A 25,803-nucleotide genomic window follows, 5' to 3' on the forward strand; every position below is an offset into this window, starting at 1 on the left:
TGACATGAGACCCAGCAAGCTCATCGGTATCGTCGCCGACAATGCACGCAGTTTCGAGCACGTGCTGCGCGACGCAGAACAACAACTGGCCAGTGCCACCGAGCGCCAGATGGCGCTCGAACAGGACATCCTGACCCGCCTGCGCAGCATCGCGACCCTGCAGCTGGAGCACGCCCCGTCGCTGCAGGACGAGGTGGTTCAGGCCCTGCACGAACGCCAGCTGGCCCAGGGGCAGTTGCGCCAGCAACTGCTGGAGGTCGAGCAGCAGATCGCCCAGTCGCTGGAGGCGACCGCGCAGGTACAGGAGCGCCTCGACGACCTCGACCGCCAGGCCCGCGACCAACTGGCCCAGGACCCGACCTACACGGCGCAGATGCACCAGCTGGAACAGGCCATCGCCGCCAACCTCGAAACCGTCACCGGGTATGCCGACATTCGCCAGGAGTGTGCCGACAAGCTGCCGATGTTCGGCCGCAACCCGATCTACCACTTCCTGCGTGATCGCGATTTCGGCACCGAACAGTATCGGTTGGGCCGCATCAGCCGCTGGCTCGATGGCTGGCTGGCCAGGCAGGTCGACTACAGCGGCAACCGCAGCAACGAGCTGAACCTGCTCAACATGCAGCAGCGCAACGAGGCACTGCAGCTCGAACGCGACGCGCACATTGCCGCGCTGGAGCAAAGCACCGGCCAGCAACTGGCCGACGCCCAGCAGCAGGCAGGCATGGAGCCGCTGCGCGAAGCGCACAAGGCGTTGTACAAGCAGACCGTGGCCAGCAAGCAGCAGGCCAACGACATTCACGCGCAACTGACCGCATTCACCCACAACCAGGACCCGCACTACCTGCGTGCCCGCCAGTGGCTCACCGACCAGTTGCAGGCCAAGAGCATCGAGCAACTGCTCGAGCAGGTGAAGAAGACCCCCGATACCGCAGACGACCAGATCGCCTTGCAGCTGCAGCGGCTGTACCCGCAGGTCGACGGCGTGGAACGGGCACTGGCCGAGGCGCGCCAGACCCATGGCCTGGCCCAGCAGTCCTATGACCGGGCCAAGGAGCTGGAGCGCGCGCTGCGCACCGACTTCTTCCGTGACGACGGCTATCAGTACAAGGCAACGCTGGGCATCGAACGTCTGCTGTCGGACTACATGACCCGCGATGTCACCCTGGGCTATCTGGTCGGGACCATCCGCGAACACCGCGAACTGGTGCCGCGCGTCGCCGTCGAGCGCAGCTCGTACAGCAGTAGCAGCTCGGGGTCGAGCTGGAGCAGCTCCAGTTCCAGCAGTTCGAGCAGCAGCTCCAGCAGCAGTGGCGGCTTCTCCAGCTCCGACAGCAGCGGGGGCGGCGGCTTCAGGACCTCGGACAGCTTCTGATGGCATGCCCGCTGGCCTGCCGACGCAGGCCAGCGCGGCGCATCACCCGCGCGGGTAGCGCTCGTTCACGCTGAAATCGAAGCGCCAGCAGCCCGCGTTTTTCCGGGAACTGTAGTGCTCGAACAACACCTTTTTCTGCAGTTCGTCCCAGCCGAGCGGATCCACCGAGGCCTCCTCCAGCACCGTGACCAGCGTGTCGGTGGCAACCGACGACAGGTAGATCAGGTCTTCGCGCATCACCTGCGCGTTGGCATCGAGAATCGGCAGCACCTTGTTGTGCTCGAAGTAGTAATCGATCTCCGACGCGCCCATCACACAGTGCGCATACAGGATGTGCACCTGATAGGCATAGAACACCCCGGGGCCGACCAGCTTGCGGGTGTGCTTCTGGGTGGTGGAGTCGTTCCAGCTTTGCGCAGCCTGGAACGATACCCGGACCTCTGAACTCACCCCCACGCCCTTGAATTCCAGCTGCACGCCACCAGACACTTCGGTGGTACGGCTGAAGCTTCGGGTAAAGCCATGGGTGACCTCGAAGGTGCGTTCATCCTCGCCGTTGCTCGGTACCTGGACGGTGCCGACATGCTCCACGTAAGCGGCAACCGGCACCGAATACATGTCCCACCAGCGCTTGCCGTCGAACATCTGGCCGAACTCGGTGGCATCCTTTATCCAGCAGGCCTGGCGTACCTTGTCACCGCCAAAGAGGTACTTGTCGATGTGGTAGCTCCCGCGCTGTGCGGGGGAGTCGGCGCCAAACACGTTGTCTTCACTCATGACGGTTCCCTCAGTACTTGTAGTGAATCTTCTGGCTTGCGGAAAAATCGAACGACCAGGCGCCGGCATTGCATTCAACCTCGTAACCTTCGGTCAGCACCTTGCGCTGCAGGGCATCCCAGGCAATCGGAGGGGTGGCCGCGGCATCGGCCACCGCCACATACACGGCCGTGCTGATGGCCGACAGGAAGTACAGGTCGGTACGCCCCTGCGTGGCCAGCGTCTTGCTGGTGCGAAACGCCTTGCTCAGCTGTCCGGCCGAGGTCGCGCAATGGGCATACACCAGGTTCATCTGGTAGATGGCGAACACCCCGCTGCCGGGCAGCAGCAGCGTCAGGCGGTTGTCGTTCGGCGCCCCCCAGGCGATGTCGTCGACAAAGCCGGTGTGCAGGCTGGAGAGGATATTGACCCGCTCGATGGCCGACGACACCGAATAGGGCGCGTCCACTTCACGGATGAACTGCTTGCTGTGGCCCTGGGCAAAGGTGATGGCATGGCGCTGGTTGCTCAGGCCGTTGAGCCGCAGGGTATCCACCGCTGACAGGTAGGCGAACACCGGTCGGGTGTAGGTGGCCCAGGCACTGGAGCCAATGCGGATATCGCCGTAGACGGTCTTGCCGTTGACCCAGCAGCCGGGTGCCAGGCGCTTGCCGCCGATCAGGTGGCGCTCGAGCGAATAGGACCCGGTCTTGACCGCGTAGCCGCTGAGTCGCGGATTTGTAGCGTGTTCGATTTCGTCGTCCAAGGTATGCACTCCCTGCAGAAAACCCATGAGTTTTCGATACTAGGGAGGCCGCGACAGGCTCGGCAGCGGGACGTGCTTCCTGGATGGGCAGCGGCCTTGCCGGTCAATGGCGCCGGCAAAAAAAAAGGTGCGCCGACCAAGCGCACCTCAAAGCCGTACAGCACACAACGAATTCTCTAGTCCAGCAACGCCAGCGCCTGGGCACTGCACGCCTGCACGCGTGCCCACTCGCCGTTCTTGATCCAGCTGCTGTCGAGCATCCAGGTTCCGCCCACGCACATCACATTGGCCAGGGCCATGTACTGCTTGACGTTGCCCGGGTTGACCCCGCCGGTGGGGCAGAAACGCACCTCGCCGAACGGCCCGCCGAATGCCTTGATCGCCGCCGCCCCGCCGCTGATCTCGGCCGGGAACAGCTTGAAGCGCCGATAGCCCAGCGCGTAGCCCATCATGATCTCCGAGGCGCTGCTGATGCCCGGCAACAGTGGCAACGGGCTCTCGACCCCCGCCTCCAGGATGTCCTGGGTGCACCCCGGCGTGACCACGAACTGCGCACCGGCCTGTTCCACCGCCGCCAGCATGCTGCGGTCGAGCACCGTACCGGCTCCGACGCACAGCTCCGGGCGCTGTTCGCGCAGCAGGCGGATGGCGGTCAGGCCGTGTTCGGAACGCAGCGTCACCTCGAGCGTCTTCAGCCCCCCGGCCGCCAGCGCATCGGCCAGCGGCAGGATGTCCTGCTCGCGGGCGATGGTGATCACCGGCAGAATGCGCGCCTGGCCGCAGATGCGGTCGATCAGGGCAATCTTGTCGGCCATGGAAATGCCCGGCTGTGAAGGTTCAAGGGTTGTCATAACGGCGTGTCCTTGGTTCATGGGCACCAGTAGATTTCCAGGGGGTCTTGAAGAAAGGCGCGAATCGGCATCTGCGCCGGGTCGTCACCGCCCAGCGCGGCGCGCAGGGTAGCGAGTTTGCCCGGCCCTTGCACCGACAACAGTGTCGCACCTGCACCGGCCAGCACACGCCGGGTCAGGGTCAGGCGCTGATGCGGCACGCTCGGCGCCAGCATCGGCAGTACCCGGCGCTGGCTCTGGGCCTGCAGGCCCTCGGCCAGGTTGGGGCTGCCCGGAAACAGCGAGGCGGTGTGACCGTCATCGCCCATGCCCAGCACCAGCACATCGATCGGCGGCAGCTGGGCAAGCGCCTGGTCCGCCTGCTCGGCAGCGGCTTCGAGGCTCGCGGCGGGACGGTACAGGCCGACGAACCGCGCCTTGGCGGCCTCGCCCTGCAAGAGGTGCTGCGCCACCAGGCCGGCATTGCTGTCGGCATGTTCCACCGGCACCCAGCGCTCGTCCGCCAGGCTGACCACCACCCTGGACCAGTCCAGCGGCTGCCTGGCCAGGCGCTGGAAGAACGCCACCGGGCTGCGCCCGCCCGACACCACCAGGGTGGCCTGGCCGTTTTCGTCCATCGCCGTGCGCAACCGCTGCGCCACATCCACAGCCAGGCCCTCGGCCAGGCGCGCCGCATCGGCAAACTCATGTGCCGTCACGCTCGCCGGCAGTTGCAGTTCAGATATCGCCATACCATGCCCTCCCATCGCGGGTAATCAGTGCTATCGAGCTCATCGGCCCCCAGGTGCCCGCCGCATACGGCTTGGGCGCATCACCGGCGTGGTTCCAGCCGGCGATCAACTGGTCGCACCATTTCCACGCATATTCGATTTCATCCTTGCGTACAAACAGGTTCTGGTTGCCGCGCATCACTTCCAGCAGCAGGCGCTCGTAGGCATCCGGAATGCGTGCGCTGTGCCAGGTATCGGAAAAATTCAGCTGCAACGGGCCGCTGCGCAGTTGCATGCCCTTGTCCAGGCCCTGCTCCTTGGTCATCACCCGCAACGAAATGCCTTCGTCCGGCTGCAGGCGGATGATCAGCTTGTTGCCGATCTGCAAACGTTGTTCCGCCGCGAAGATGTAGTGCTGCGGCTCCTTGAAATGGATGACGATCTGCGACAGTTTCTGCGGCATGCGCTTGCCGGTGCGCAGGTAGAACGGCACCCCGGCCCAGCGCCAGTTGCGGATATCGGCCCGCAGCGCGACGAAGGTTTCGGTGTCGCTCTGGGTATTGGAGTTGTCTTCCTCGAGGTAGCCGGGCACAGCCCGCCCCTCGCTATAGCCCGCTATGTACTGGCCACGCACCACCTGGGTGCTCAGGCCCTCGCCGCTGATCGGTGCCAGTGCCTTGAGCACCTTGACCTTCTCGTCGCGAATGCTGTCGGCCGAGAGGTCGCTGGGCGGGTCCATGGCGATCAGGCACAGCAACTGCAGCAGGTGGTTCTGGATCATGTCGCGCAGTTGCCCGGCCTTGTCGAAGTAGCCCCAGCGGCCCTCGATGCCGACCTTCTCGGCCACGGTGATTTCCACGTGGGAGATGGAGTTCTGGTTCCACTGGGTTTCGAACAGGCTGTTGGCAAAGCGCAGGGCAATGAGGTTCTGCACCGTCTCCTTGCCCAGGTAATGGTCGATGCGATACACGCGGTTTTCGGGGAAGTACTGCGCCACCGCGTCATTGACCCTGCGCGACGACTCCAGGTCATGGCCGATGGGCTTTTCCAGCACCACGCGGGTGCGCTCGCTCAGGCCGACCTTGTCGAGGTTCTCGCAGATGCCGCCGTACACCGCCGCGGCGGTGGCGAAATAGGCGATCAGTGGCGCGTCGGGTTGTACCTGTTCGAGCAGCGCCGGGTAGTCCTGAGCCTGAAGAAAATCCACATGCAGGTAGCTCAGGCGCGCCATGAAGCGCTGCAGGGCCAGGGCCTCGATATCGCTGCCCACGTGCTTGTGCAGGTGCGCCTCGATCGTCGCCAGGTGCTCCTGCGGGCTGCCGGCTTCGCGGGCCAGTGCCAGCACGCGGGTCTGCTCATTCAGCAGGCCCGCGCGATCGAGCTGGTACAGCGCCGGGAACAGCTTGCGCAACGCCAGGTCGCCGAGGGCGCCGAACAGGGCAAAGGTGCAGGGTTCAACGGTGATCGAAGCCATGATGTTGGTTCTTTTATCAAGTTGACGTAGAAATACCGGTTTCAATCGCAGTTTTCAAGGACTAATGTAGTAAAACTAACAACATATTGCCGTGTATACAGAATCAAGTGGTGCGCCAACCGTGCCATCAGTACGATAGGCCACCGCCTAAAAAGCCGTCTGCCCGTGGCAGCCGGCGGCCTCCCCGACCCAAGGACATACCCCCATGGACCGCGTGCGAAACCTCCTGGAGCAGATCCAGGGCCGCCTCGACGAGCTGAACAAGGCTGAGCGCAAAGTCGCCGAAGTCATCCTGGCCAACCCGCAGCAAGCCACGCGCTTCAGCATCGCGGCTCTGGCCCAGGCAGCCAAGGTCAGCGAACCCACCGTCAACCGCTTCTGCCGTTCGTTCGGCGTCAGCGGCTACCCCGAGCTCAAGCTGCAACTGGCGCAGAGCCTGGCCAGCGGCGCCGCCTATGTCAGCCGTGCGGTAGAAGCCGACGACGACCCTGCATCCTATACCCAGAAGATCTTCGGCAGCGCCATCGCCTCGCTCGACAGTGCCTGCCAGCAGCTCGACCCGCAACTGGTCAGCCGCGCCGTCGACATGCTGATCCAGGCGCGCCAGATCCACTTCTTCGGCCTGGGCGCCTCGGCCCCGGTGGCACTGGACGCACAACACAAGTTCTTCCGCTTCAACCTCGCCGTGTCGGCGCATGCCGACGTGCTGATGCAGCGCATGCTGGCCTCGGTGGCCCATACCGGCGAGCTGTTCGTGATCATCTCCTACACCGGGCGCACCCGCGAACTGGTCGAAGTGGCGCGCCTGGCACGGGAAAACGGCGCCTCGGTGCTCGGCCTCACCGCTGCCGACTCGCCACTGGCCAAGGCCAGCAGCCTGAGCCTGAACATCCCGCTGCCCGAAGACACCGACATCTACATGCCGATGACCTCGCGCATCATCCAGCTGACCGTGCTCGACGTGCTGGCCACCGGCATGACCCTGCGTCGTGGCGTGGACTTCCAGCCGCACCTGCGCAAGATCAAGGAAAGCCTCAACGCCAGCCGCTACCCGATCGACGACGAACTCAATTGAGCGAATGCGCCTGCAACTGCAGGTGCGCCCGCTCCCCCGGCGCCAGGCTGAGGCTGTCGCTGCTGCCACTGGCGGCCTCGACGCAGATGAAGCCCTGGGTCTCGCTGCCGCTCACGCCCATCAGCGGCCGGCTGCCTGGATGCCACACCACGGTGTCGTCGCTGTCGCCGGTATCGATGCACAGCTGACGCTGCCAGGCCGGATCGTTGACCTGCAGGGTCGCAGCATTCTGGAACACCCGCTGACAGCCGCCCTGCACTTTCAAGGCGCCCTTCTGCTGGCATGCCTGACGCCTCAGATGATCATAACCCCTCGCATTCTCGAGCCCAGATAGCGCTATCTCGGAAACGTCACTAATACGCCAGTAGGCCAGCAGAGCATGACTCAACTGGCACGGCAGGCTGTCCTGGTGCTCGGTGCTCAGTTGCAACTGCATGCGCTGGCCCAGGTTGGCCACCAGGTCGACCTGCCAGTCGCACAGTTGCAGGCGCCACGTGAGGGTCACACCCTCGTCGCTTTCGCTGCTGTCGATCAGTTTCCAGTCGAGCAGGCGCGCCCAGCCGTGGGCCGGCCACATGTCTTCACTGGGGTGACGGCCGTACCAGGGCCAGCACACCGGCACACCGCCACGAATGGCGCCGACCTGCGGCCACTGCGCCGCGCACCACAGCCACGGGCGTTCGCCACGGGGCTGGAAGTGCAGCAGTTGCGCGCCCTGGCGACTGAACACCGCCTGGCACTGGGGGTGATCGATGATCAGCACGTCGCGCTGCTGGTAACGCTCCCACTCGAAGGTCGGTCGCGGCCGCTGCGAGGTGAAGAAGCGTTGAAGCGGGTGCTCGGACATGTTTCGGGACTCTTGTTGTTAGGGGGCCTGTTCGCCGGCAACGCCGGCTCCTACAGAAGTCGACCTTGCCGGCGAAACGCCGAATTGGCGTAAATTTACAACATATCCCCTCAGAACGACGACTGAATCTTCAGCCCGGCGACGACCGCATTGTCCACCTCGCTCACCCCGCCCGGGTGACGGATGTACTGAAGGTTGGGGCGCACGGTCAGCCAGTTGGTCACGTGCACGCCGTAGTACAGCTCGGCGTTGTACTCGGTACGCTGGATCGGCACGAAGCCCATGTCGTTGTAGTCATCGATACCGCTGACCCCATTGAGCTGCTGCGCACGCTTCTTCACGTCATCGTTGACATGAATGCGCGCCACGCCGAAGCCGATGTCGTCCTTGGGCCGCGAATCGAAGGCGCCCTTGTACACCATGCCCACCTGCTGGTAGTTGTCGACCACGTTGGTGGCCTTGTCGTGCACGGTAAAGTTGGCGAACAGGCTCAGGCCGCGATTGGCATCGCCGTTGTGCGCAGTAACCTGCTGCTGCGCCACCACCCACCAGCCATGCTTGCTCGAATGCGACTTGGGGTCTGCGCCAGTCAGGCCCTGGGGTTGGCCATTGACGTCCTCGTAGATGTCATCGGCCTTGGCAGTGCTGTAGTAGTAACCCAGGCGGTACTCGCCGGGCAGGCCGTTGACCCTGGGGGCCCACACCAGCTCCACCGGCAGGATCATGCCCTTGGTGCCGCTGCCGCTGAGCTTGAAGCCATTGCCCGTCTCAAGGTTCGAAGGGTTCTGCTCGAACACCCCGACCTGGGCGAAGAACTCCGGCGTGAGGTTGTATTTGGCGCGCAACGCCCACTGGCTGACCGGCCAGTTGTACCAGATGCTGCCCACCCAGTTGCCCACCTGCGAGCCGCAGAAAGCCAGGTTCTGGAAATCGCAGGGGAAGCTGTTGAACTCCTCGCCCGGGCCGAAGCGCCCCGCCTTGAGGTCGAGCTTGCCGTCGAAGTACGTCTGCTTGACCCACATCTGGGTCAGGCGCCAGGTCTGCCCGCGGCCCCACACCTCCTGCACCGAGCTGAACTGCCCGGCCCGAGGGTCGCTGATGCGGTCGTTGGACAGGTTGCGCCCGCTGCGCTCGGTGATCGCCAGCTTGAACTCGGCGTCGTGCCAACCCAGGATCTTCTCCAGGTCCATCTTCACGCCCAGGGCGAACTGGTCGCTGTAGCGCGCCGTCTTGTCGTTGTTGTAGCCACCCTTCAGGTTGCCGGCAACCTCGCCCACGTAATCCAGCGAAAAATCGTAGCCCTTGTCCAGCAACTCGGTGCGTGTGCCGCCCCAGTCGCCACTCATCCACTTCGACTCCGGGTCGAAGGCGCCGGCAGCGTGCGCCCCGCAACTGACCCCGAAGGCGGCCAGCAGGGTCATGCAGCCCCGCGGCAAAACACGTTTGAAATGATCCATCCCCTGTGTCCTCGTCTTATTGTTTTCGATGGTGTCCATGCTTTACAACGAATTCAGCGGCCCCTGAATTGGGCAATGTTGTCGGTGCCGACCGTATCGAGCGGTGCACGCCCGCGCCCCAGCCGTTCGCCCGTTTCTGCATCGAACAGCAGCACCCGCGCAGGATCGAACTGCAAGCTCAGGCTTTCGCCGACCTGCGGCGCGAACTCCGGTGCCAGTCGGCAGCACACCTTGGTCTGGTTGAGGGTCACGAACACCAGGGTGTCCGGCCCGGTCGGCTCGGTGACCTGCACCTGGGCGCGAATGCTCGGCAGGCCATTGCCTTCGACCGCCGCCAGGCTGATCTGCTCCGGGCGAATGCCCAGGATCACCTCGCGCGCCTCCAGCCCCGCCTCACCGATGCCCAGTGGTAGCTCGCAGCGCCCCTGGCCGCTGTCGAGCAGGGCCAGCAGGCGACCCTCCTGGCGTTGCAGGCGCAAGGGTATGAAGTTCATCGGCGGCGAGCCGATGAAACTCGCCACGAACAGGTTGGCCGGGTCGTTGTAGATCTGCTGCGGGGTGCCGAACTGCTGGATCAGCCCATCCTTCATCACCGCCACCTTGTCGCCCAGGGTCATGGCCTCGATCTGGTCGTGGGTCACGTACACCGTGGTGGTCTTCAGGCGCTGGTGCATCAGCTTGATCTCGGTGCGCATCTCCACCCGCAGCTTGGCGTCGAGGTTGGACAGCGGTTCGTCGAACAGGTAGATCCTGGGCCGGCGTGCCAGCGCCCGGCCCATGGCCACGCGCTGCTGCTGCCCACCGGACAGCTGGCCGGGCTTGCGCCCCAGCAGGTGCTCGATCTGCAGTAGCTTGGCCACCCGCGCCACCTCCTCGTCGATGGCCGCCGGGGTCATCTTGCGAATCTTCAGGCCGAAGGCGATGTTGTCGCGCACGTTCATGGTCGGGTACAGCGCATACGACTGGAACACCATGGCGATGTCGCGATCCTTGGGGCTCATGCCACTGATGTCGGCGTCGTCCACCAGAATCGCCCCGCCGCTGATCTGCTCCAGCCCCGCGATGCAGTTCATGAGGGTGGATTTGCCGCAGCCCGAGGGGCCCACCAGGATCAGGAACTCGCCCGAGCCGATCTTCAGTTCGATGTTCTTCAGCGTGTCCGGCAGGCCGCTGCCGTAGGTCTTGTTGACGTTGCGCAATTCAAGCGTTGCCATGTTCTACCCCTTGACCGCGCCGGCGGTGAGCCCACGCAGGAAATACTTGCCAGCCAGCACATAGACCAACAGGGTCGGTAACCCGGCGATCATCGCCGCCGCCATGTCGACGTTGTATTCCTTGGCCCCGGTGCTGGTGTTGACCAGGTTGTTGAGGGCCACGGTGATCGGTTGCGCGTCGCCACTGGCGAACACCACGCCGAACAGAAAGTCGTTCCAGATCTGGGTGAACTGCCAGATCAGGCACACCATGATGATCGGGATCGACATGGGCAGCAGGATGCGCCCGAAGATGGTGAAGAACCCCGCGCCATCCAGCCGCGCCGCCTGCACCAGGGCCTGGGGCACGCTGGTGTAGTAGTTGCGGAAAAACAGCGTGGTGAAGGCCAGGCCGTACACGATGTGCACCAGCACCAGGCCGGTGGTGGTACTGGCCAGGCCCAGCTTGCCGAGGGTGAACGAGGCCGGCAGCAGCACCGTCTGGAACGGCAGGAAGCAGCCGAACAGCAGCAGCCCGAAGAACAGCTGCGAGCCGCGAAAGCGCCACATCGACAGCACGTAGCCGTTGAGCGCCCCCACCAGGGTGGAGATCAGCACCGCCGGCACGGTGATCTTCACCGAGTTCCAGAAATACCCGCCCACCGCGTCCCAGGCCTTGACCCAGCCGATGCCGGTGACCACCTCGGGCCAGCTCAGCAGGTTGCCGGTGCGGATGTCGTCGGGGCTCTTGAAGCTGGTCAGCAGCATCACGATCAGCGGCACCAGGTACACCAGGCAGGCCGCGATCAGGGTGGCGTAGACCGCCAGGCGGCTCAGGCTCGGTCGACGAGCAGCAAGTGAACTACTCATGGCGCTTGCTCCTGAGTTCCGAATACAGGTACGGCACCAGGATCGCCAGGATCGCCCCCAGCATCAGGATCGCGCTGGCCGAGCCCATGCCCATCTGGCCGCGGCTGAAGGTGAACGAATACATGAACATCGCCGGCAGGTCCGAAGCGTAGCCCGGGCCACCGGCGGTCATTGCCGCCACCAGGTCGAAGCTCTTGATCGCGATGTGCGCCAGAATCATCAATGCACTGAAGAACACCGGGCGCAGGCTGGGCAGCACGATGCGCAGGTAGATGGTCGGCAGGCTCGCGCCATCGACCTGGGCTGCGCGGATGATCGACGGGTCGACCCCGCGCAGCCCGGCCAGAAACAGCGCCATGACGAACCCCGAGGCCTGCCACACGGCAGCAATCACCAGGCAGTACACCACGCGGTCGGGGTCGACCAGCCAGTCCAGGCGAAAGCCTTCCCAGCCCCAGTCGCGCAGCATCTTGTCCAGGCCAAGGCCGGGGTTGAGCAGCCATTTCCAGGCGGTGCCGGTGACGATCATCGACAGCGCCATGGGGTACAGGTAGACGGTGCGGATAAAGCCTTCGCGGCGGATACGCTGGTCGAGCAGCACCGCCAGCAGCACGCCGACCACCAGGCTGATGCCGATGAACATGCCGCCGAACAGCAGCAGGTTCTTGCTGGCGACCCACCAGCGGTCGTTGTCCATCAGGCGGGCGTACTGGGCCAGGCCCACCCACTTGTAGCTGGGCATGAAGCTTGAATTGGTGAATGACAGGACGAAGGTCCACAGGATGTAGCCGTAGAAGCCCACCAGCACGATCAGCATGCTCGGCGCCAGTACCAGTCGGGGCAGCCAGCGTTGCAATGCGTCGAGGGGTGAGGCCTTGTTGAGGACGGCGATAGTGCTCATCGGAAGGTTCTCGGTTGGAAAGGCGGCGCGTTGCGCCGCATCGCGGGTCAAGCCCGCTCCCACAAAGTCATCGCAGTACCTGTGGAAGCGGGCTTGACCCGCGATGAGGCCCGAAAGATTCAGCGGATCATTTAGCCGACTTGATCGCCGAATCCAGCTGCTTGACCGCCTTGGCCGGGTCGGCCTTCGGGTCGTTGAGGAAGTTGGTCACCACATCGAAGATGGCGCCCTGCACCGCCAGGCTGGTGGCCATGTTGTGCGCCATGCTCGGTTGCAGGCCATCGCCCTGCTCGGCCGCCTTGAAGTCCGCGGCGGACTTTTGCGTGCAGGCATCGAACGGGCCCATGTCCATGTCCTGGCGTACCGGCAGCGACCCCTTGTTCTGGTTGAACACGGTCTGGAACGCCGGCTCCAGCGCCACCTTGGCCAGGTCGTTCTGGGCCTTGATGTCGTTCTCGTCCTTGAGCCTGAACATCACCAGCGAGTCGATGTTGTAGGCAAAGCTGCCCTGGGTACCGGGAAATGCTACGCACTCGTAGTCCTTGCCGGCGATCTTGCCCGCAGCGGTCCATTCGCTCTTGGCCCAGTCGCCCATGATCTGCATGCCGGCCTTGCCGTTGATGACCTCGGCGGCCGCAACGTTCCAGTCACGCCCGGCACGGTTGGGGTCCATGTAGGTGCCCAGGCGCTGCAAGGTGCTGAACGCCTTGATCATCTGCGCACCGGTCAGGGTCTTTTCATCCAGTTCGACAAAGGCGGCGTGGTAGCCCTTGGGCCCGAGAATGCTCAGCACCACGTCCTCGAACACGGTACTGTCCTGCCACGGCTGGCCGCCGTGGGCCAGGGGCACGAAGCCGGCAGCCTTGAGCTTGTCGGCGGCGGCGAACAGTTCGTCCAGGGTGGTCGGCACCTTGGCCCCGGCCTTGGCGAACACCTGCGGGTTGATCCACAGCCAGTTGACCCGATGGATGTTCACCGGCACGGCCACGTAATGACCGTCGTACTTCATGATGTCGGCAACCTTTCTGGGCAGCAGCGCGTCCCAGTCGTTGGCCTTGGCCACATCGTCCAGGTTGGTCAGCAGGCCCAGCGCGCCCCAGTCCTGGATGTCCGGGCCCTTGACCTGGGCAGCGGCTGGCGGGTTGCCGGCCACCGCGCGGCTCTTGAGCACGGTCATGGCGGCCGCGCCGCCGCCCCCGGCCACGGCGTTGTCCTTCCACACAAAGCCGTCCTGTTCGATCTGCTTGCGCAGCGTGTCCACGGCCGCCTTCTCGCCACCGGACGTCCACCAGTGGGTCACCTCGACCGTGCCGGGTTCGGCAGCCAGGGCGCTCAATGGCAACAGGGAAGCAAGGGAAACAACGGCGGCGAGGCGATTGATCGCATTCATCAAGGGAAACCTTTCTTGTTGTTATGCCGGTGCAAGTCATGCTGCTTGCGCGTGAATCGAAGTCTAGCCACCCCCTGGGGCGGCAGAAGTAACGAAGGGATGCGCGAATGTCACCGACCTGTGACATTCACCCGCTGGCCCGCACTGCGCGGCAGGCTCAGGGTGACCCGCAGGCCGCCTTCGCGCAGGTTGCGCAGGCTCACCTCGCCGCCGTGGCTGTGGGCGATGTTGCGCGCGATGCCCAGCCCCAGCCCGTAGCCCTGCTGCTGGCCGGCCAGGCGCACATGTGGCTCGAACACCTGTTCCTGACGCTGCTCCGGCACGCCGGGGCCCTCGTCGTCCACCTGCAGCACGAAGCCGGTGGCACTGTCGATGATGCGCAGGTGCGCACGCTCGCCGTACTTGAGCGCGTTGTCGATCAGGTTGCCGATGCAGCGCTTGAGCGCCAGCGGCTTGCCCGGATACGCCGCCAGCGCCCTGCCCTGCACGGTGACGCGCGCACTGGCCAGGTAGGGTTCCACCAGGCAGTCGAGCACCTGGTTGAGGTCGATGGGTTCGATGTTCTCGTGGATGTCGGTGTCCTTCACGCACTGCAGGGCGCCCTTGACCAGCAGCTCCAGCTCGTCCAGGTCACGGCCGAACTTGTGTTGCAGCTGTTCATCCTCCAGCAGCTCGACGCGCAGGCGCAGGCGCGTGATCGGCGTGCGCAGGTCGTGGGAGATCGCGCTGAACAGTTGGCTGCGCTCGGTCAGGTAGCGGCTGATGCGTTCGCGCATGGCATTGAAGGCGCGCCCCACCTCCACCACTTCGCTGCCGCCGCCCTCTACCTCCGGCGGCGCGTCGGCGCCCAGCGACAGCTCCCGCGCCGCGCGTGCCAGGCGCTTGAGCGGACGGGTCTGCCAATGCACCAGCAGGCCGATGAACAGCAGCAGAAAGAAACTGGTCAGTGCGATGAACCCCACCTGCTGGCGCGGCAGGCCCTCGGCCTCGAGGCTGGTGTAGGGCTCGGGCAGCAGCGAGGCGATGTACAGCCATTCGCCCTCGCCCAGGCGTATCTGGGTCACCAGCACCGGCGGGTTGACCGGCTCCAGGGTCAGCGAGTAGTGCGCCCAGGAGCGCGGCAGTTCATCGAGTTTGAGCCCGCTGTTGAACAGACGCAGTTGCTCGGGGCCGACGAACTCCACCGAGATTTCCATCTGCTCGCCCAGGCGCTCGTGCAGTACCTGCTCGAACGCCTCGATCACCGCCTGCTTGCGCGGGGTCACCGGCAGCACCTGCATGTCCAGCGGCCGGTCATTGAGCGACACCACGAAGCGCGTGCCCCCCATGCTGCGCAGCTGGTCCAGCACCAGCGGCCGGTAGGCCAGCGGCAGCGAACGAAAGTAACTGACGCTGGCGGTCATCGAATGCGCCAGGCTGCGCGCGCTGGCCAGCAGCCCTTCGAGCTGGCTGGCGCGCAACTGCGACACCCAGATCACGCTGGACAACCCCTGGGCCGCCGTCACCACCAGCAGGGTCAGCAGCAGCATGCGCCCCAGCAGTGAGCGTGGCAGCGGCAGGCGCCAGCGCCGCTCAGTGCGCGGGCGCAACACTGGCCGCCAGCAGGTAGCCGCTGCCGCGTACGGTGCGGATCAGTCGCGGAGGTTTTTCGGTATCGCGCAGACGCTGGCGCAGGCGGCTGACCGCCATGTCGACGATACGGTCCAGCGGCATCGGCTCGCGACCACGGGTGGCATTGCCGATGGTGTCGCGGTCGAGGATCTGTTGCGGGTGGTCGAGGAACAGCTTGAGCAGGGCGAAATCGGCGCCAGACAGGATCACCTCTTCGCCGTCGCGGTGGAACAGGCGGTGGCTGACCGTATCCAGGCGCCACTCGTCGAAGGTCAGCACGTCACCGCCGGGGCGTTCATGCATGAAGCCGGCGCGGCGCAGCAGGGCCTTGATGCGGGCTTGCAGCTCGCGGGGGCTGAAGGGTTTGCCCAGGTAATCGTCGGCGCCCAGTTCCAGGCCGATGACGCGATCGGTTTCGTCGGAACTGGCGGTGAGCATGATGATCGGCACCCGCGCCTGACGCGGATGCTGTCGCACCCAGCGGCACAGGCTGAAACCGTCTTCGTCGGGCAGCATCACATCGAGGATCACCAGGTCGGCGCCGTGTGTGTCCAGAGCCTGGCGAAAACCCTGGCCATCGGCCTGGGCCTGCACCTGGAAGCCGCATTTGCTCAGGTAGGCCTGCAGCAGTTCACGGATGTCCTGGTCGTCATCGACCAGCAGAATCGACTTGGTCACGGTTGTTGTCCTTGTCAGTGCATTCCTTGGCGGCCCCATCGCGGGTCAAGCCCGCTCCCACAGGTACGGCATCGAACCTGGTGGGAGCGGGCTTGACCCGCGACAGGGCCCGGCCAGTCACTCCAACTCAGGCGTGCTGGGCCAGTGCCTGCTGCAACGCCACTCCCGCCCCTTCCAACCCGGAATACTCCGCCGTCACCAGCCACACCGGCACCCCTTCAAGGTAGGCGCTCATGCAGCCCTTGTCGGCAAAACTCGCGGCAAAGCCGCTGCGCAGGAACAGCTCGGCAAAGCGCGGAATCACCCCGCCCACGATGAACACCCCGCCACGCCCGCCCAGGGTCAGCACATTGTTGCCGGCCACCCGCCCCAGAAAACGGCAGAACTGCTCGATCACCTCCAGCGCCACCGGGTCGTCGTGCAACGCCGCGTCGGTGATCTGGGCCGGCGTGCCCAGCGTGGGGGCATGCCCGTCCAGTGCACAGATGGCGTGGTACAGGCGCAGCAGCCCGCCGCCACTGAGCACGGTTTCGGCGCTGACGTGGCCGGTGTCCAGCGCGATCGCCTGGCGAATCGCCGCCTCGCGCGCACTGCCCACCGGCAGGTCGACATGCCCGCCCTCACCCGGCAGCGCCAGCCAGCGCTGCTCGCCCAGGCCAAGCAAGGTCCCGACACCCAGGCCGGTACCCGGCCCGATCACCACCGCCGGACGGGTGGTGTCCGGCGTGCCGGCGCACACATTGCGCACTTCATCCGGCTGCAGGCGGGTCATGCCCAGCGCCATGGCGGTGAAGTCGTTGATCAGCAGCAGGTGCCCGACCTGCAGGTTGGCGCAAAATGCCTTGCGGCTCAGGCGCCAATGGCTGTTGGTAAAACGAAATTCATCGCCGCTGACCGGCCCGGCCACCGCCAGGCACACCGCCGCCACCTCGCCCTTGGCCAGGCCCTGCGCGGCCAGGTACACGCCGATGGCCTGCTCGGGGCTGGTGTAGTCAGCCGTGGGGAACACCTGCACCGCGTGCAGCGCGTTGTCGCGCCACAACGCGAAGCGGGCATTGGTGCCGCCTATGTCACCGACCAGTGCGACCTTCATTTGAAGTTCTCCAGGGCCGAGGTGAAGGCGCTGGCGCCCTGCTCGGCCGAGCTCAGCGCCACGCGCAGGAAGCCGAACAGCTCGCGCCCGCAGCCCAGGTCATTGCCCAGCGGCGCTGCCGGCAGCTCGCGAGCGGCCAGTTCGGCCGACTCGACGCGCACCTGCAAGGTGCCGGCCACGCCGTCCACGCGCACGATGTCGCCATCGCGCACCCGCGCCAGCGGGCCGCCATCGAACGCTTCCGGGCACACATGAATGGCCGCCGGAATCTTGCCCGAAGCTCCCGACATGCGCCCGTCGGTCACCAACGCGACCTTGAAGCCGCGGTCCTGCAGCACACCCAGGAACGGGGTCATCTTGTGCAGTTCGGGCATGCCGTTGCAGCGCGGGCCCTGGAAGCGCACCACGGCGACGAAATCGCGCTCCAGCTCGCCGGCCTTGAACGCATCGGCCAGTTCCTGCTGATCGTGGAACACCCGCGCCGGGGCTTCGACCACCTGGTGCTCGGCCGCCACCGCAGACACCTTCATCACCCCACGGCCAAGGTTGCCTTGCATCACCCGCAGGCCGCCCTCGGCGGAGAACGGTTTGGCCACCGGACGCAGGATGCTTTCGTCAAGGCTGGCCTCGGGGCCTTCGCGCCACACCAGCCTGCCGTTGTCCAGGAACGGCTCCTGGGTATAACGGCGCAGGCCGGGGCCAGCCACGGTGTTCACGTCCTCGTGCAGCAACCCGGCATCGAGCAGCTCGCGGATCAGGAAGGCCATGCCGCCCGCCGCCTGGAAGTGGTTGATGTCGGCCTTGCCGTTGGGGTACACGTGCGACAGCGTTGGCACCACCTCGGACAGGTCGGCCATGTCCTGCCAGGTCAGCTGGATGCCGGCCGCCTGGGCAATCGCCGGCATGTGCAGGGTATGGTTGGTGGAGCCGCCGGTGGCGTGCAGCGCGACGATGGAGTTGACCAGCGACTTCTCGTCGACGATCTCGCCCAGCGGCATGAAGTTGCCACTGGCCCTGGTCAGGCGCGTGACCTGCTGCGCGGCCTCTACGGTGAGCGCATCGCGCAGCGGCGTGTACGGGTTGACGAACGAGGCACCGGGCAGGTGCAGGCCCATCACTTCCATCAGCAACTGGTTGGTATTGGCCGTGCCGTAGAAGGTGCAGGTGCCGGGGCTGTGGTAGGACTTCATTTCCGACTCCAGCAGCTCTTCGCGACTGGCCTTGCCCTCGGCGTAGCGCTGGCGCACGTCGGCCTTTTCCTTGTTGGAGATACCCGAGGGCATCGGCCCGCCCGGCACGAACAGCTGGGGCAGATGGCCAAAGCGCAGCGCCCCCATCAACAGGCCCGGCACGATCTTGTCGCAGATACCCAGCAGCAGCGCCGCGTCGAACATGTTGTGCGACAGCGCAATCGCGGTAGACATGGCGATCACTTCACGGCTGGCGATGCCCAGCTCCATGCCCGGTTCACCCTGGGTGACGCCGTCGCACATGGCCGGCACCCCGCCGGCAAACTGGCCCACCGAGCCGATTTCGCGCAGCGCCTGCTTGATCTGCTGGGGGAAGTGCTTGTAGGGCTGGTGCGCCGAGAGCATGTCGTTGTAGGCCGAGACGATGGCGACGTTGGCCGCGTTCATCATGCGCAGGCTGTGCTTGTCGTCGCTGCCGCAGCCGGCCACGCCATGGGCGAAGTTGGCGCATTGCAGCTTGGCGCGCATCGGGCCGTCGCTGGCCGCCCCGCGAATCAACTGAAGGTAGCGCTCGCGGGTAGGACGGCTACGGGCGATCAGCCGTTCGGTGACCTCAAGAATGCGCGGATGCATGTACTGGACTCCAGGCTAAGGGGCAGCAACCTCTGCGGCGGTTTCCCTTACAAACGATTGCGACCTAGGCTCAAGGCAGGGGCGCGAATGTCGATGGGTAACGGCTTGGCCGGTCACTCGTTGTAGATTGAACAAAATACTGCCAGCAAAAAGGCTTGTTTTCTATTTTTTTACGAATAATCTTGTAATTCCAACAACAAAATCAGATTCAGGCTCTTTCCGGGGCTCAGACAGTCTGCCAGAGGTAGCTCCATGACATTACGTATCGCAATCAATGGTTTTGGCCGCATCGGCCGCAACATTCTTCGCGCACTGTATACCCAAGGCTACCGTCAGGACCTGCAGGTCGTCGCCATCAACGACCTGGGCGACAGCTCGATCAATGCGCACCTGCTCAAGTACGACAGCGTGCACGGGGCATTCGATGCACAGGTTCACAGCGATGGCGAGAGCATCACGGTCAACGGCGACCGAATTGCCGTCAGCGCGATTCGCAACCCTGCCGAGCTGCCGTGGCAGGCGCTGGGTGTGGACGTGGTGTTCGAATGCACGGGCCTGTTCACCGAGCGCACCCGGGCCGCGGCCCATCTTACTGCCGGGGCACGCAAAGTCATCATCTCGGCCCCTGGCAAGGGCGTGGACGCAACAGTTGTGTACGGGGTCAACCACGACATCCTGCGCCCCTCGCACCAGATCATCTCCAGTGCTTCATGCACCACCAACTGCCTGGCGCCGGTGGCGCAGGTACTGCACCGCGAACTGGGCATCGAACAGGGCCTGATGACCACCATCCATGCCTACACCAACGACCAGAGCCTGACCGACGTGTACCACAGCGACCCGTACCGGGCGCGGGCGGCCACCCAGTCGATGATCCCGAGCAAGACCGGCGCAGCCGAGGCCGTGGGCCTGGTGTTGCCGGAACTGGCCGGCAAGCTGACCGGCATGGCGGTGCGGGTGCCGGTGATCAACGTGTCGCTGGTGGACCTGACCCTGAACGTGACGCGCGAGGCCAGCGTGGAAGAGGTCAATGCGCTGATGAAAGAGGCCAGCCAGCACTCGAAGATCCTCGGTTACAACACCCTGCCGCTGGTGTCGTGCGACTTCAACCACAACCCGCTTTCGTCGATCTTCGACGCCAATCACACCAAGGTTGCCGGCAAGATGCTCAAGGTGATGGCCTGGTACGACAACGAATGGGGCTTTTCCAACCGCATGCTGGACAACTGCCTGGCGCTATGGGAGGCGCAATAGTCTCAACCCGCAAGCTTCAGGCGGCAGGCAAGGCGGGGGTTAAGCCTGCTTTTCCTCCTGCCGCCTGGCACTAAAAGCTTGCCGCTGCTTTTCCCCCTTGACCAACAGCATTGATGATAAGCATTATCATTCGCTGAAATCCCGGTCAGGTATCGCTGTGAGTCAGTCCCACTTCAACGCCGTCTTCCTCGCCCAGCGGGTCACCCTGCTACGCACCCTGCAGCGCATGGTCGACAACCCCAGCACCGCCGAAGACCTGCTTCAGGAAACCTACCTGCGCGTCACCCGCGCCCTGGGCGAACGCCCCATCGAGCACCTCGAACCCTTCGTGTTCCAGACCGCCCGCAACCTCGCCCTGGACCACCTGCGCGCCCGCCGCGTGCAAGCCCGCACCCTGCTCGACGATGTGCCCGAGGCGGTGCTGCACAACGTGGCCGCCAGCCACGGCAGCGCCGAGGACGCCACCCACGCGGAGCAGTTGCTGCGCCGCCTGAGCACCTCGCTGGGCGAGCTCAGCGCCCGCCAGCAGCGCATCTTCATCCTCAGCCGATTGCACGGCGCCAGCTATCTGGAAATCGCCGAACAACTGAAGGTGTCCGCCAGCACGGTTCAGAAGGAACTGAAACTGATCATGGCCATCTGTGTAGGCGTAGCCGATCGTCTCAATCGCGATTGAGCCTGCTTGCCTCACATGCCGATACACTTGATCATTACCTGATACACAAGCATGCCAAGGACCCTCCGTGACCGACAGTGCCCCTGACCGCCCTGCGCCGCCAGACCCGGCTGCCTGCGACAGCGCCATGGACCAGGCGCTGGACTGGCTGATACGCCTGCAATGCGCCACGCCCGAAGACACCCGGGCCTTCGAGGCCTGGCTCGAGGCCGACCCGGCCAATGCCCCGGCCTACGTGCAGGCCGAAGCCCTGTGGCACGGCGACAGCGTGCGCGCCGCCGCGCTGCAGCTGCAGCAACGTCAGCGCCCCTCACGCCTGGCCCGCCTGCGCCCGCACTGGAAGCCGCTGGCCACCGCCGCGGTGCTGCTGGTGGGTGTGTTCACGGTCGGCAACCTGCCCATGCGCCTGCAGGCCGATCACCTGACCGTGGTCGGCGAGCGCCAGCGCCTGGAACTGCAGGACGGCTCCAAGGTACTGCTCAATACCAATTCGGCGTTCTCCAGCAACATCAACGACCGCCAGCGCATCGCCCGGCTGTACCAGGGCGAAGCTTACTTCCAGGTCCCCGGCGGGCAGCAGCCCTTCGAGCTGCGCGCCGGGCCGTTGCGCGCCAGCGTGCGCGACACCGATTTCGCCGTGCGCTACCTCGACGGCCAGGCACAGGTGCGGGTGCAGCGCGGCGACGTCGACCTGCTGGGCAACAGCGACCAGCGCATCCGCCTGTCGGCCGGCGACAGCATCAGCCTCGGCCCCAACGGTTTCAGCCAGCGCGAGCGCCTGGACGGGCAAAAGGACCTGGCCTGGATCGAGGGCCGGCTGGTGTTCGAGAACTGCCCCCTGAGCCAGGTGCTGGCCGAGTTGGGGCGCTACTACCCGGGCTGGATCATCAACACCAGCGAGCGCCTGCAGAACGTCGCCGTCACCGGCAACTACCGCCTCGACCAACCCCTCGAAGCGGTGCGCTCGCTGGCCCACATCACCTCCGCACGCCTGCAGGAGTACCCGGCGCTGGTGATTCTGAACTGAATCGGAATCTTTTTTTACGCGATGCCCCGTGGTCACACGTCTCGTTATAGCCAATGCAACTGATTCTTATTTTTGAATCGGCCGCACCTATAACATTCGCGCGACAGGGAGCGCTTTCGATGTCCAGAGGTTTCACTCGCCGGTCTACCGTCTCCACCCGCACAGCGGGCCTGCAACGTTGCACGCTGTCGCTGCTGACCCTGGCCATGCTGGCCGGCGGCGTCTGCAGCCTGCCGGCGCTGGCCGCCGAGCCCGCCCAGGCAGCCAACCCGCGCATGGGTGACTACCGCTTCGCCATTGCCCAGCAGCCGCTGGTGTCGGCGCTCAACGCGTTTACCGCCGTCACCGGCTGGCAGGTGGGGTTGTCCGCCGAGCTGGCCGAAGGTGTCGCCTCGCCAGGCGTGCGCGGCTCGATGCCGCCCGAGCAGGCCCTGCGCCAGATGCTCGCCGGCACCCAGCTGAACTACCGCAAGCTCAGTGCCGGCAATGTGGTGATCGAGCGCGCCGCCTCCAACGCCATCACCCTGCAGCAGGTGACCGTCAGCGCCACCCGTACCGCGCAGGACGTGAACCAGGTGCCAAGCACGGTGAGCGTGCAGACCCGCGAGCAGCTGGACAGCAGCAACGTCAACACCATCAAGGACCTGGTGCGCTACGAGCCAGGTGTCTCGGTCAGCGGCGTCGGCCAGCGCAGCGGCCTCAACGGCTACAACATCCGCGGCATCGATGGCGAGCGCGTACTGACCCAGATCGATGGCGTGTCGATCCCCGACAGCTACTTCTACGGCCCCTACGCCCAGACCCAGCGCAACTACGTCGACCCCGAGATCGTCAAGCGCGTGGAGATCCTGCGCGGCCCGGCCTCGGTGCTGTACGGCAGCAACGCCATCGGCGGCGCGGTCAGCTACTTCACCCTCGACCCGGACGACATCATCAAGCCGGGCAAGGACGTGGGTGCACGCCTCAAGGCCGGCTACAGCTCGGCCGACGAGAGCTGGCTGACCTCGGCCACCGTGGCCGGGCGCGAGGGCGATTTCGACGGCCTGCTGCACCTGAGCCAGCGCAACGGCCACGAGACCGAGTCCTACGGCAGCCACAGCGGCGATGGCCTGGCGCGCACCGAGGCCAACCCGCAGGATGCGCGCACCACAAACGTGCTGGCCAAGCTGGGCTGGAACTACGCCGACGACGCGCGGCTGGGCCTGACCTACGAGCGCTACAAGGATGATCGCGATACCAACCAACTGAGCGCAGTGGGTGGGCCGTTCATTCCCGGCTTTGGTGCCTCCAACTCCTACCGCGTACGTACCGGCAACGACACCGTCACCCGCGAGCGATTTGCCATCAACCACGAATTTGCCCTGGGCAGCCTACTGGCCGACAACATGAAGTGGAGCCTGAACTACCAGATCGGCAAGACCGACCAGCGCACCGAAGAGGTGTATGCGGCCAGAGGGCGCGAGGTGTTCCGTGATCGCCAGACCCTCTACCAGGACCGTCAGTGGGTACTCGACGCCCAGCTCGACAAAGCCTTCAGCCTTGGCGATACCGAACACCTGCTGACCTACGGCACCACGCTCAAGCAGCAGAAGGTCACCGGTTCGCGCAGCGGCACGGCAACCTGTCTGAATGTGGGCGGTACCTGCCGCGCCGTTGGCGATGCCAGCCCTGGGGACGCCCAGGTCAAGGTCAGCGACTTCCCGGACCCGACCATCAACACATACAGCCTGTTCGCCCAGGACGAGATCCGCTGGAACGACTGGACTTTCCTGCCGGGTGCACGCTATGACTACACCCGCCTCAAGCCCGACATGACCGACGAGTACCTCGGTGCACTGGGCAGCGCCAACAGCGTCAATGACGCCGAGAAGAAATGGCACCGCGTCTCGCCCAAGCTGGGTGTGACCTACGCCTTCAACGACAACTACACCTGGTACGGGCAATACGCTGAAGGCTTCCGCACGCCGACGGCCAAGTCGCTGTATGGTCGCTTCGTGAACCTGGCAGGCGGGTATACCGTGGAGCCGAACCCGAACCTGGAGCCGGAAAAGAGCAAAAGCTACGAAACCGGCCTGCGCGGCAACTTCGATGCGGGGCACTTCGATGTGGCGGTGTTCTATAACAAGTACCGCGACTTCATCAACGAAGACGCCGTGCAGTCGTCCGACCTGGGCAACACCTTCGCCGCCAACAACATCAAGCACGCGACCATCAAGGGCGTCGAGTTCAAGGGCCGCCTGAGCCTGGCGCCTTTTGGCGCGCCAGAGGGCCTGTATGCTCAGACCTCCCTGGCCTATGCCAATGGCCGCAACGACGACACCGGCCAACCGCTCAACAGCGTCAACCCGCTGACCGGGGTGTTCGGCCTGGGCTACGAACAACGCGACTACGGCACCCTGCTCAGTTGGACCGTGGTCAAGCGCAAGAACCGCGTCGATGACACCAACTTCTTCGCCCCCGACGGCAGCAGCGGCCGCTTCCGCACCCCGGGCTACGGCACGCTGGATCTGAGCGGGTTCTACAAGGTTACAGACGACATCACCATCAATGCCGGGGTGTACAACCTTGCCGACAAGAAGTACTGGCAATGGGATGACGTGCGCAGCTACGCCACCGTGGGCAAGGATGGCCTGGGTGAAGCGGCGGTTACCCAGCCGGCCAATCTGGACCGCCTGACCGCACCGGGGCGCAACTTCGCCATCAACCTGGTGTGGGATATCTAGACGCTACGCCGGCAAGGCCGGCTCCCACAGGGAGCTGGCCTGCCGGCGAATGGCCCGCAACCTTTTTTACTATTTCCACGCCCCTCATTCGTCTAGTTACTAACGTCTAGTCACCCGCTCACCATTTCCCAAGGATGCCCCATGACCGCAACCGCCGAACGCCCTGCCCTGCGCTCGCAGCGCCTCAACCAGCTCACCCATGCGCCGCACAGCGAGCTCGATGCGCTGGTCAAGTCCCATGCCCCCTTCGACACCCGCGAAAGCTTCGCCCGTTTCGTGGTCGCCCAGTACCTGTTCCAGTCCGAACTCCAGGCGCTGTACAACGACCCGCAACTGATCGCCATCGTGCCCGACCTGGCCGAGCGCTGCCGCGCCGAACAGGCCCGCCTCGACCTCGCCGACCTCGACACCGCAGTACCGGCCGCCTTCCCCGGCGCCGTGCACAACCCGAGCCTGGGCGCCGCCATGGGCTGGATATTCGTCTCCGAAGGCTCCAAACTCGGCGCCGCGTTCCTGATCAAGCGCGCCGTCGGCCTGGGCCTGTCGGACAGCTTCGGTGCCCGTCACCTGGGCGAGCCGGCCGGTGGTCGCGCCGAGGGCTGGAAGCAGTTCACCCGCATCCTCGACGGTCTGGAGCTCAGCGCCGAAGAAGAAGCGGCCGCTGAACAAGGCGCCGTGGCTGCGTTCGAACGTTTTACCGAGTTGCTCAAACACGCCTACGCCACCGCGCCCAAGGCCGAGCTGGCCTGATGCGTGCCGGGCCGGCCAGCCGCGCTGGCAGCCGGCCCTCACCTGTGCAGTCAATGGACCCCATGACCCGCCCATCCACCTCCAAGCTGTCCCGCGTGCTGTTCGGCCTGCTTGCCTATGTAAGCCTGGGCATCGGCCTGGTGGCCATCGTGATCCCCGGCCTGCCGACCACCGAGTTCATCCTACTCGCGGCCTGGGCTGCCACGCGCAGCTCGCCGCGCCTGAGCGCCTGGTTGGAAAACCACCGGTTGTTCGGGCCGATCCTGCACAACTGGCGCAACGGCAAGGTGATTCAGCGCCGGGCCAAGGTCAGCGCCACGCTCAGCATGCTGCTGTGCGCCGGCCTGATGCTGGTGTTCATCGGCCTGCGCTGGCCGGTAGGGCTCGCCATCGGCGGCATGGCCCTGGGCAACCTGTGGATCTGGTCGCGCCCCGAGCGCGTGCCTGCCGCCCCGCATTTGACCAATCAGCCCTGATGGTCTGCAATGGCCCACCAACGGGAG

General features: G+C 65.1%; 23 protein-coding genes. 8 read left to right on the forward strand and 15 right to left on the reverse strand.

Annotation, left to right across the window (positions count from 1 at the left end; all coding sequences use genetic code 11):
* Window positions 1-4 precede the first annotated feature (4 nt).
* Window positions 5-1,375: a hypothetical protein gene (locus FW760_RS12655; RefSeq protein ID WP_054915073.1), complete on the forward strand. Its 1,371-nt coding sequence runs from the start codon at window positions 5-7 to the stop codon at window positions 1,373-1,375.
* A 42-nt stretch (window positions 1,376-1,417) separates the two neighbouring features.
* Here FW760_RS12655 and FW760_RS12660 read toward each other — a convergent pair whose 3' ends face one another.
* The 5 genes from FW760_RS12660 to zwf all read right to left on the reverse strand — a co-directional run bounded on the left by FW760_RS12660 (window position 1,418) and on the right by zwf (window position 5,932).
* Window positions 1,418-2,152 (reverse strand): monalysin family beta-barrel pore-forming toxin, encoded by a 735-nt coding sequence (locus FW760_RS12660; protein ID WP_043860399.1) that lies wholly within the window; start codon window positions 2,150-2,152, stop codon window positions 1,418-1,420.
* 10 nt (window positions 2,153-2,162) lie between these two features.
* A complete protein-coding gene (locus FW760_RS12665) occupies window positions 2,163-2,897 on the reverse strand; it encodes a monalysin family beta-barrel pore-forming toxin (RefSeq protein WP_157811420.1) in 735 nt (244 codons plus the stop codon).
* A gap of 176 nt (window positions 2,898-3,073) precedes the next feature.
* On the reverse strand, window positions 3,074-3,748 hold the full coding sequence (locus FW760_RS12670) for a bifunctional 4-hydroxy-2-oxoglutarate aldolase/2-dehydro-3-deoxy-phosphogluconate aldolase (protein WP_043860397.1): 675 nt from the start codon (window positions 3,746-3,748) through the stop codon (window positions 3,074-3,076).
* A 17-nt stretch (window positions 3,749-3,765) separates the two neighbouring features.
* Window positions 3,766-4,479, reverse strand: a complete 714-nt coding sequence (pgl, locus tag FW760_RS12675) for a 6-phosphogluconolactonase (protein ID WP_054915075.1) — start codon at window positions 4,477-4,479, stop codon at window positions 3,766-3,768.
* On the reverse strand, window positions 4,466-5,932 hold the full coding sequence (gene zwf / locus FW760_RS12680; protein ID WP_116052980.1) for a glucose-6-phosphate dehydrogenase: 1,467 nt from the start codon (window positions 5,930-5,932) through the stop codon (window positions 4,466-4,468). Before zwf ends, pgl begins: the two co-directional genes overlap by 14 nt.
* 214 nt (window positions 5,933-6,146) lie before the next feature.
* Between zwf and hexR the strand changes: the two genes are divergently transcribed.
* Window positions 6,147-7,007: a DNA-binding transcriptional regulator HexR gene (gene hexR / locus FW760_RS12685; RefSeq protein ID WP_173925072.1), complete on the forward strand. Its 861-nt coding sequence runs from the start codon at window positions 6,147-6,149 to the stop codon at window positions 7,005-7,007.
* Here the strand turns inward: hexR and FW760_RS12690 are convergent.
* The 10 genes from FW760_RS12690 to edd all read right to left on the reverse strand — a co-directional run bounded on the left by FW760_RS12690 (window position 7,000) and on the right by edd (window position 18,870).
* Window positions 7,000-7,854: a D-hexose-6-phosphate mutarotase gene (locus FW760_RS12690; protein ID WP_043860393.1), complete on the reverse strand. Its 855-nt coding sequence runs from the start codon at window positions 7,852-7,854 to the stop codon at window positions 7,000-7,002. The genes hexR and FW760_RS12690 overlap by 8 nt on opposite strands.
* A 110-nt stretch (window positions 7,855-7,964) precedes the next feature.
* Window positions 7,965-9,275 carry a carbohydrate porin gene (locus FW760_RS12695; protein WP_370409066.1) on the reverse strand — a complete coding sequence of 437 codons (1,311 nt, stop codon included), beginning with the start codon at window positions 9,273-9,275 and terminating at the stop codon, window positions 7,965-7,967.
* 89 nt (window positions 9,276-9,364) lie between these two features.
* Complete coding sequence (locus FW760_RS12700; protein ID WP_058541443.1) at window positions 9,365-10,525, reverse strand: ABC transporter ATP-binding protein; 1,161 nt, start codon at window positions 10,523-10,525, stop codon at window positions 9,365-9,367.
* A gap of 3 nt (window positions 10,526-10,528) precedes the next feature.
* The gene (locus FW760_RS12705) at window positions 10,529-11,374 is read right to left on the reverse strand and encodes a carbohydrate ABC transporter permease (RefSeq protein WP_116052977.1); all 846 of its coding nucleotides are present in this window, start codon (window positions 11,372-11,374) and stop codon (window positions 10,529-10,531) included.
* Window positions 11,367-12,275: a carbohydrate ABC transporter permease gene (locus FW760_RS12710; RefSeq protein ID WP_043860389.1), complete on the reverse strand. Its 909-nt coding sequence runs from the start codon at window positions 12,273-12,275 to the stop codon at window positions 11,367-11,369. The genes FW760_RS12705 and FW760_RS12710 overlap by 8 nt, the downstream gene beginning before the upstream one ends.
* A gap of 127 nt (window positions 12,276-12,402) precedes the next feature.
* On the reverse strand, window positions 12,403-13,665 hold the full coding sequence (locus FW760_RS12715; protein ID WP_043860388.1) for an ABC transporter substrate-binding protein: 1,263 nt from the start codon (window positions 13,663-13,665) through the stop codon (window positions 12,403-12,405).
* A gap of 110 nt (window positions 13,666-13,775) precedes the next feature.
* Window positions 13,776-15,218, reverse strand: a complete 1,443-nt coding sequence (locus FW760_RS12720; protein WP_196933097.1) for an ATP-binding protein — start codon at window positions 15,216-15,218, stop codon at window positions 13,776-13,778.
* A 19-nt stretch (window positions 15,219-15,237) separates the two neighbouring features.
* Window positions 15,238-15,993 (reverse strand): response regulator, encoded by a 756-nt coding sequence (locus tag FW760_RS12725; RefSeq protein WP_054915080.1) that lies wholly within the window; start codon window positions 15,991-15,993, stop codon window positions 15,238-15,240.
* Between the two features lie 88 nt (window positions 15,994-16,081).
* Window positions 16,082-17,047 carry a glucokinase gene (locus tag FW760_RS12730; RefSeq protein WP_116052974.1) on the reverse strand — a complete coding sequence of 322 codons (966 nt, stop codon included), beginning with the start codon at window positions 17,045-17,047 and terminating at the stop codon, window positions 16,082-16,084.
* Window positions 17,044-18,870, reverse strand: coding sequence for a phosphogluconate dehydratase (gene edd, locus FW760_RS12735; RefSeq protein WP_116052971.1), 1,827 nt, complete (start codon window positions 18,868-18,870; stop codon window positions 17,044-17,046). Before edd ends, FW760_RS12730 begins: the two co-directional genes overlap by 4 nt.
* Before the next feature lie 252 nt (window positions 18,871-19,122).
* On the opposite strand from edd, the gene gap reads away from it, so the two are divergent.
* The 6 genes from gap to FW760_RS12765 all read left to right on the forward strand — a co-directional run bounded on the left by gap (window position 19,123) and on the right by FW760_RS12765 (window position 25,776).
* Window positions 19,123-20,124 carry a type I glyceraldehyde-3-phosphate dehydrogenase gene (gap, locus tag FW760_RS12740; RefSeq protein ID WP_054915083.1) on the forward strand — a complete coding sequence of 334 codons (1,002 nt, stop codon included), beginning with the start codon at window positions 19,123-19,125 and terminating at the stop codon, window positions 20,122-20,124.
* Window positions 20,125-20,281: 157 nt separating this feature from the next.
* Window positions 20,282-20,800 carry an RNA polymerase sigma factor gene (locus tag FW760_RS12745; RefSeq protein WP_043860382.1) on the forward strand — a complete coding sequence of 173 codons (519 nt, stop codon included), beginning with the start codon at window positions 20,282-20,284 and terminating at the stop codon, window positions 20,798-20,800.
* 67 nt (window positions 20,801-20,867) lie between these two features.
* Window positions 20,868-21,827, forward strand: coding sequence for a FecR family protein (locus FW760_RS12750; protein ID WP_054915084.1), 960 nt, complete (start codon window positions 20,868-20,870; stop codon window positions 21,825-21,827).
* Between the two features lie 119 nt (window positions 21,828-21,946).
* Window positions 21,947-24,550, forward strand: a complete 2,604-nt coding sequence (locus FW760_RS12755) for a TonB-dependent receptor (protein ID WP_116052969.1) — start codon at window positions 21,947-21,949, stop codon at window positions 24,548-24,550.
* Between the two features lie 141 nt (window positions 24,551-24,691).
* Window positions 24,692-25,300, forward strand: coding sequence for a biliverdin-producing heme oxygenase (locus tag FW760_RS12760; protein ID WP_043860379.1), 609 nt, complete (start codon window positions 24,692-24,694; stop codon window positions 25,298-25,300).
* A gap of 62 nt (window positions 25,301-25,362) precedes the next feature.
* On the forward strand, window positions 25,363-25,776 hold the full coding sequence (locus tag FW760_RS12765) for a YbaN family protein (RefSeq protein WP_043860378.1): 414 nt from the start codon (window positions 25,363-25,365) through the stop codon (window positions 25,774-25,776).
* Window positions 25,777-25,803 lie beyond the last annotated feature (27 nt).

The organism is Pseudomonas sp. 1176_21 (assembly GCF_052850635.1).

Bases quoted from the DNA above. Each gene is read 5' to 3' on its own strand.
- FW760_RS12655 (WP_054915073.1), top strand. From the start codon at position 5: ATGAGACCCAGCAAGCTCATCGGTATCGTCGCCGACAATGCACGCAGT.
- FW760_RS12660 (WP_043860399.1), bottom strand. From the start codon at position 2,152: ATGAGTGAAGACAACGTGTTTGGCGCCGACTCCCCCGCACAGCGCGGG.
- FW760_RS12670 (WP_043860397.1), bottom strand. From the start codon at position 3,748: ATGACAACCCTTGAACCTTCACAGCCGGGCATTTCCATGGCCGACAAG.
- pgl (WP_054915075.1), bottom strand. From the start codon at position 4,479: ATGGCGATATCTGAACTGCAACTGCCGGCGAGCGTGACGGCACATGAG.
- zwf (WP_116052980.1), bottom strand. From the start codon at position 5,932: ATGGCTTCGATCACCGTTGAACCCTGCACCTTTGCCCTGTTCGGCGCC.
- FW760_RS12690 (WP_043860393.1), bottom strand. From the start codon at position 7,854: ATGTCCGAGCACCCGCTTCAACGCTTCTTCACCTCGCAGCGGCCGCGA.
- FW760_RS12695 (WP_370409066.1), bottom strand. From the start codon at position 9,275: ATGACCCTGCTGGCCGCCTTCGGGGTCAGTTGCGGGGCGCACGCTGCC.
- FW760_RS12700 (WP_058541443.1), bottom strand. From the start codon at position 10,525: ATGGCAACGCTTGAATTGCGCAACGTCAACAAGACCTACGGCAGCGGC.
- FW760_RS12705 (WP_116052977.1), bottom strand. From the start codon at position 11,374: ATGAGTAGTTCACTTGCTGCTCGTCGACCGAGCCTGAGCCGCCTGGCG.
- FW760_RS12710 (WP_043860389.1), bottom strand. From the start codon at position 12,275: ATGAGCACTATCGCCGTCCTCAACAAGGCCTCACCCCTCGACGCATTG.
- FW760_RS12715 (WP_043860388.1), bottom strand. From the start codon at position 13,665: ATGAATGCGATCAATCGCCTCGCCGCCGTTGTTTCCCTTGCTTCCCTG.
- FW760_RS12725 (WP_054915080.1), bottom strand. From the start codon at position 15,993: ATGGGGCCGCCAAGGAATGCACTGACAAGGACAACAACCGTGACCAAG.
- FW760_RS12730 (WP_116052974.1), bottom strand. From the start codon at position 17,047: ATGAAGGTCGCACTGGTCGGTGACATAGGCGGCACCAATGCCCGCTTC.
- edd (WP_116052971.1), bottom strand. From the start codon at position 18,870: ATGCATCCGCGCATTCTTGAGGTCACCGAACGGCTGATCGCCCGTAGC.
- gap (WP_054915083.1), top strand. From the start codon at position 19,123: ATGACATTACGTATCGCAATCAATGGTTTTGGCCGCATCGGCCGCAAC.
- FW760_RS12755 (WP_116052969.1), top strand. From the start codon at position 21,947: ATGTCCAGAGGTTTCACTCGCCGGTCTACCGTCTCCACCCGCACAGCG.
- FW760_RS12760 (WP_043860379.1), top strand. From the start codon at position 24,692: ATGACCGCAACCGCCGAACGCCCTGCCCTGCGCTCGCAGCGCCTCAAC.
- FW760_RS12765 (WP_043860378.1), top strand. From the start codon at position 25,363: ATGACCCGCCCATCCACCTCCAAGCTGTCCCGCGTGCTGTTCGGCCTG.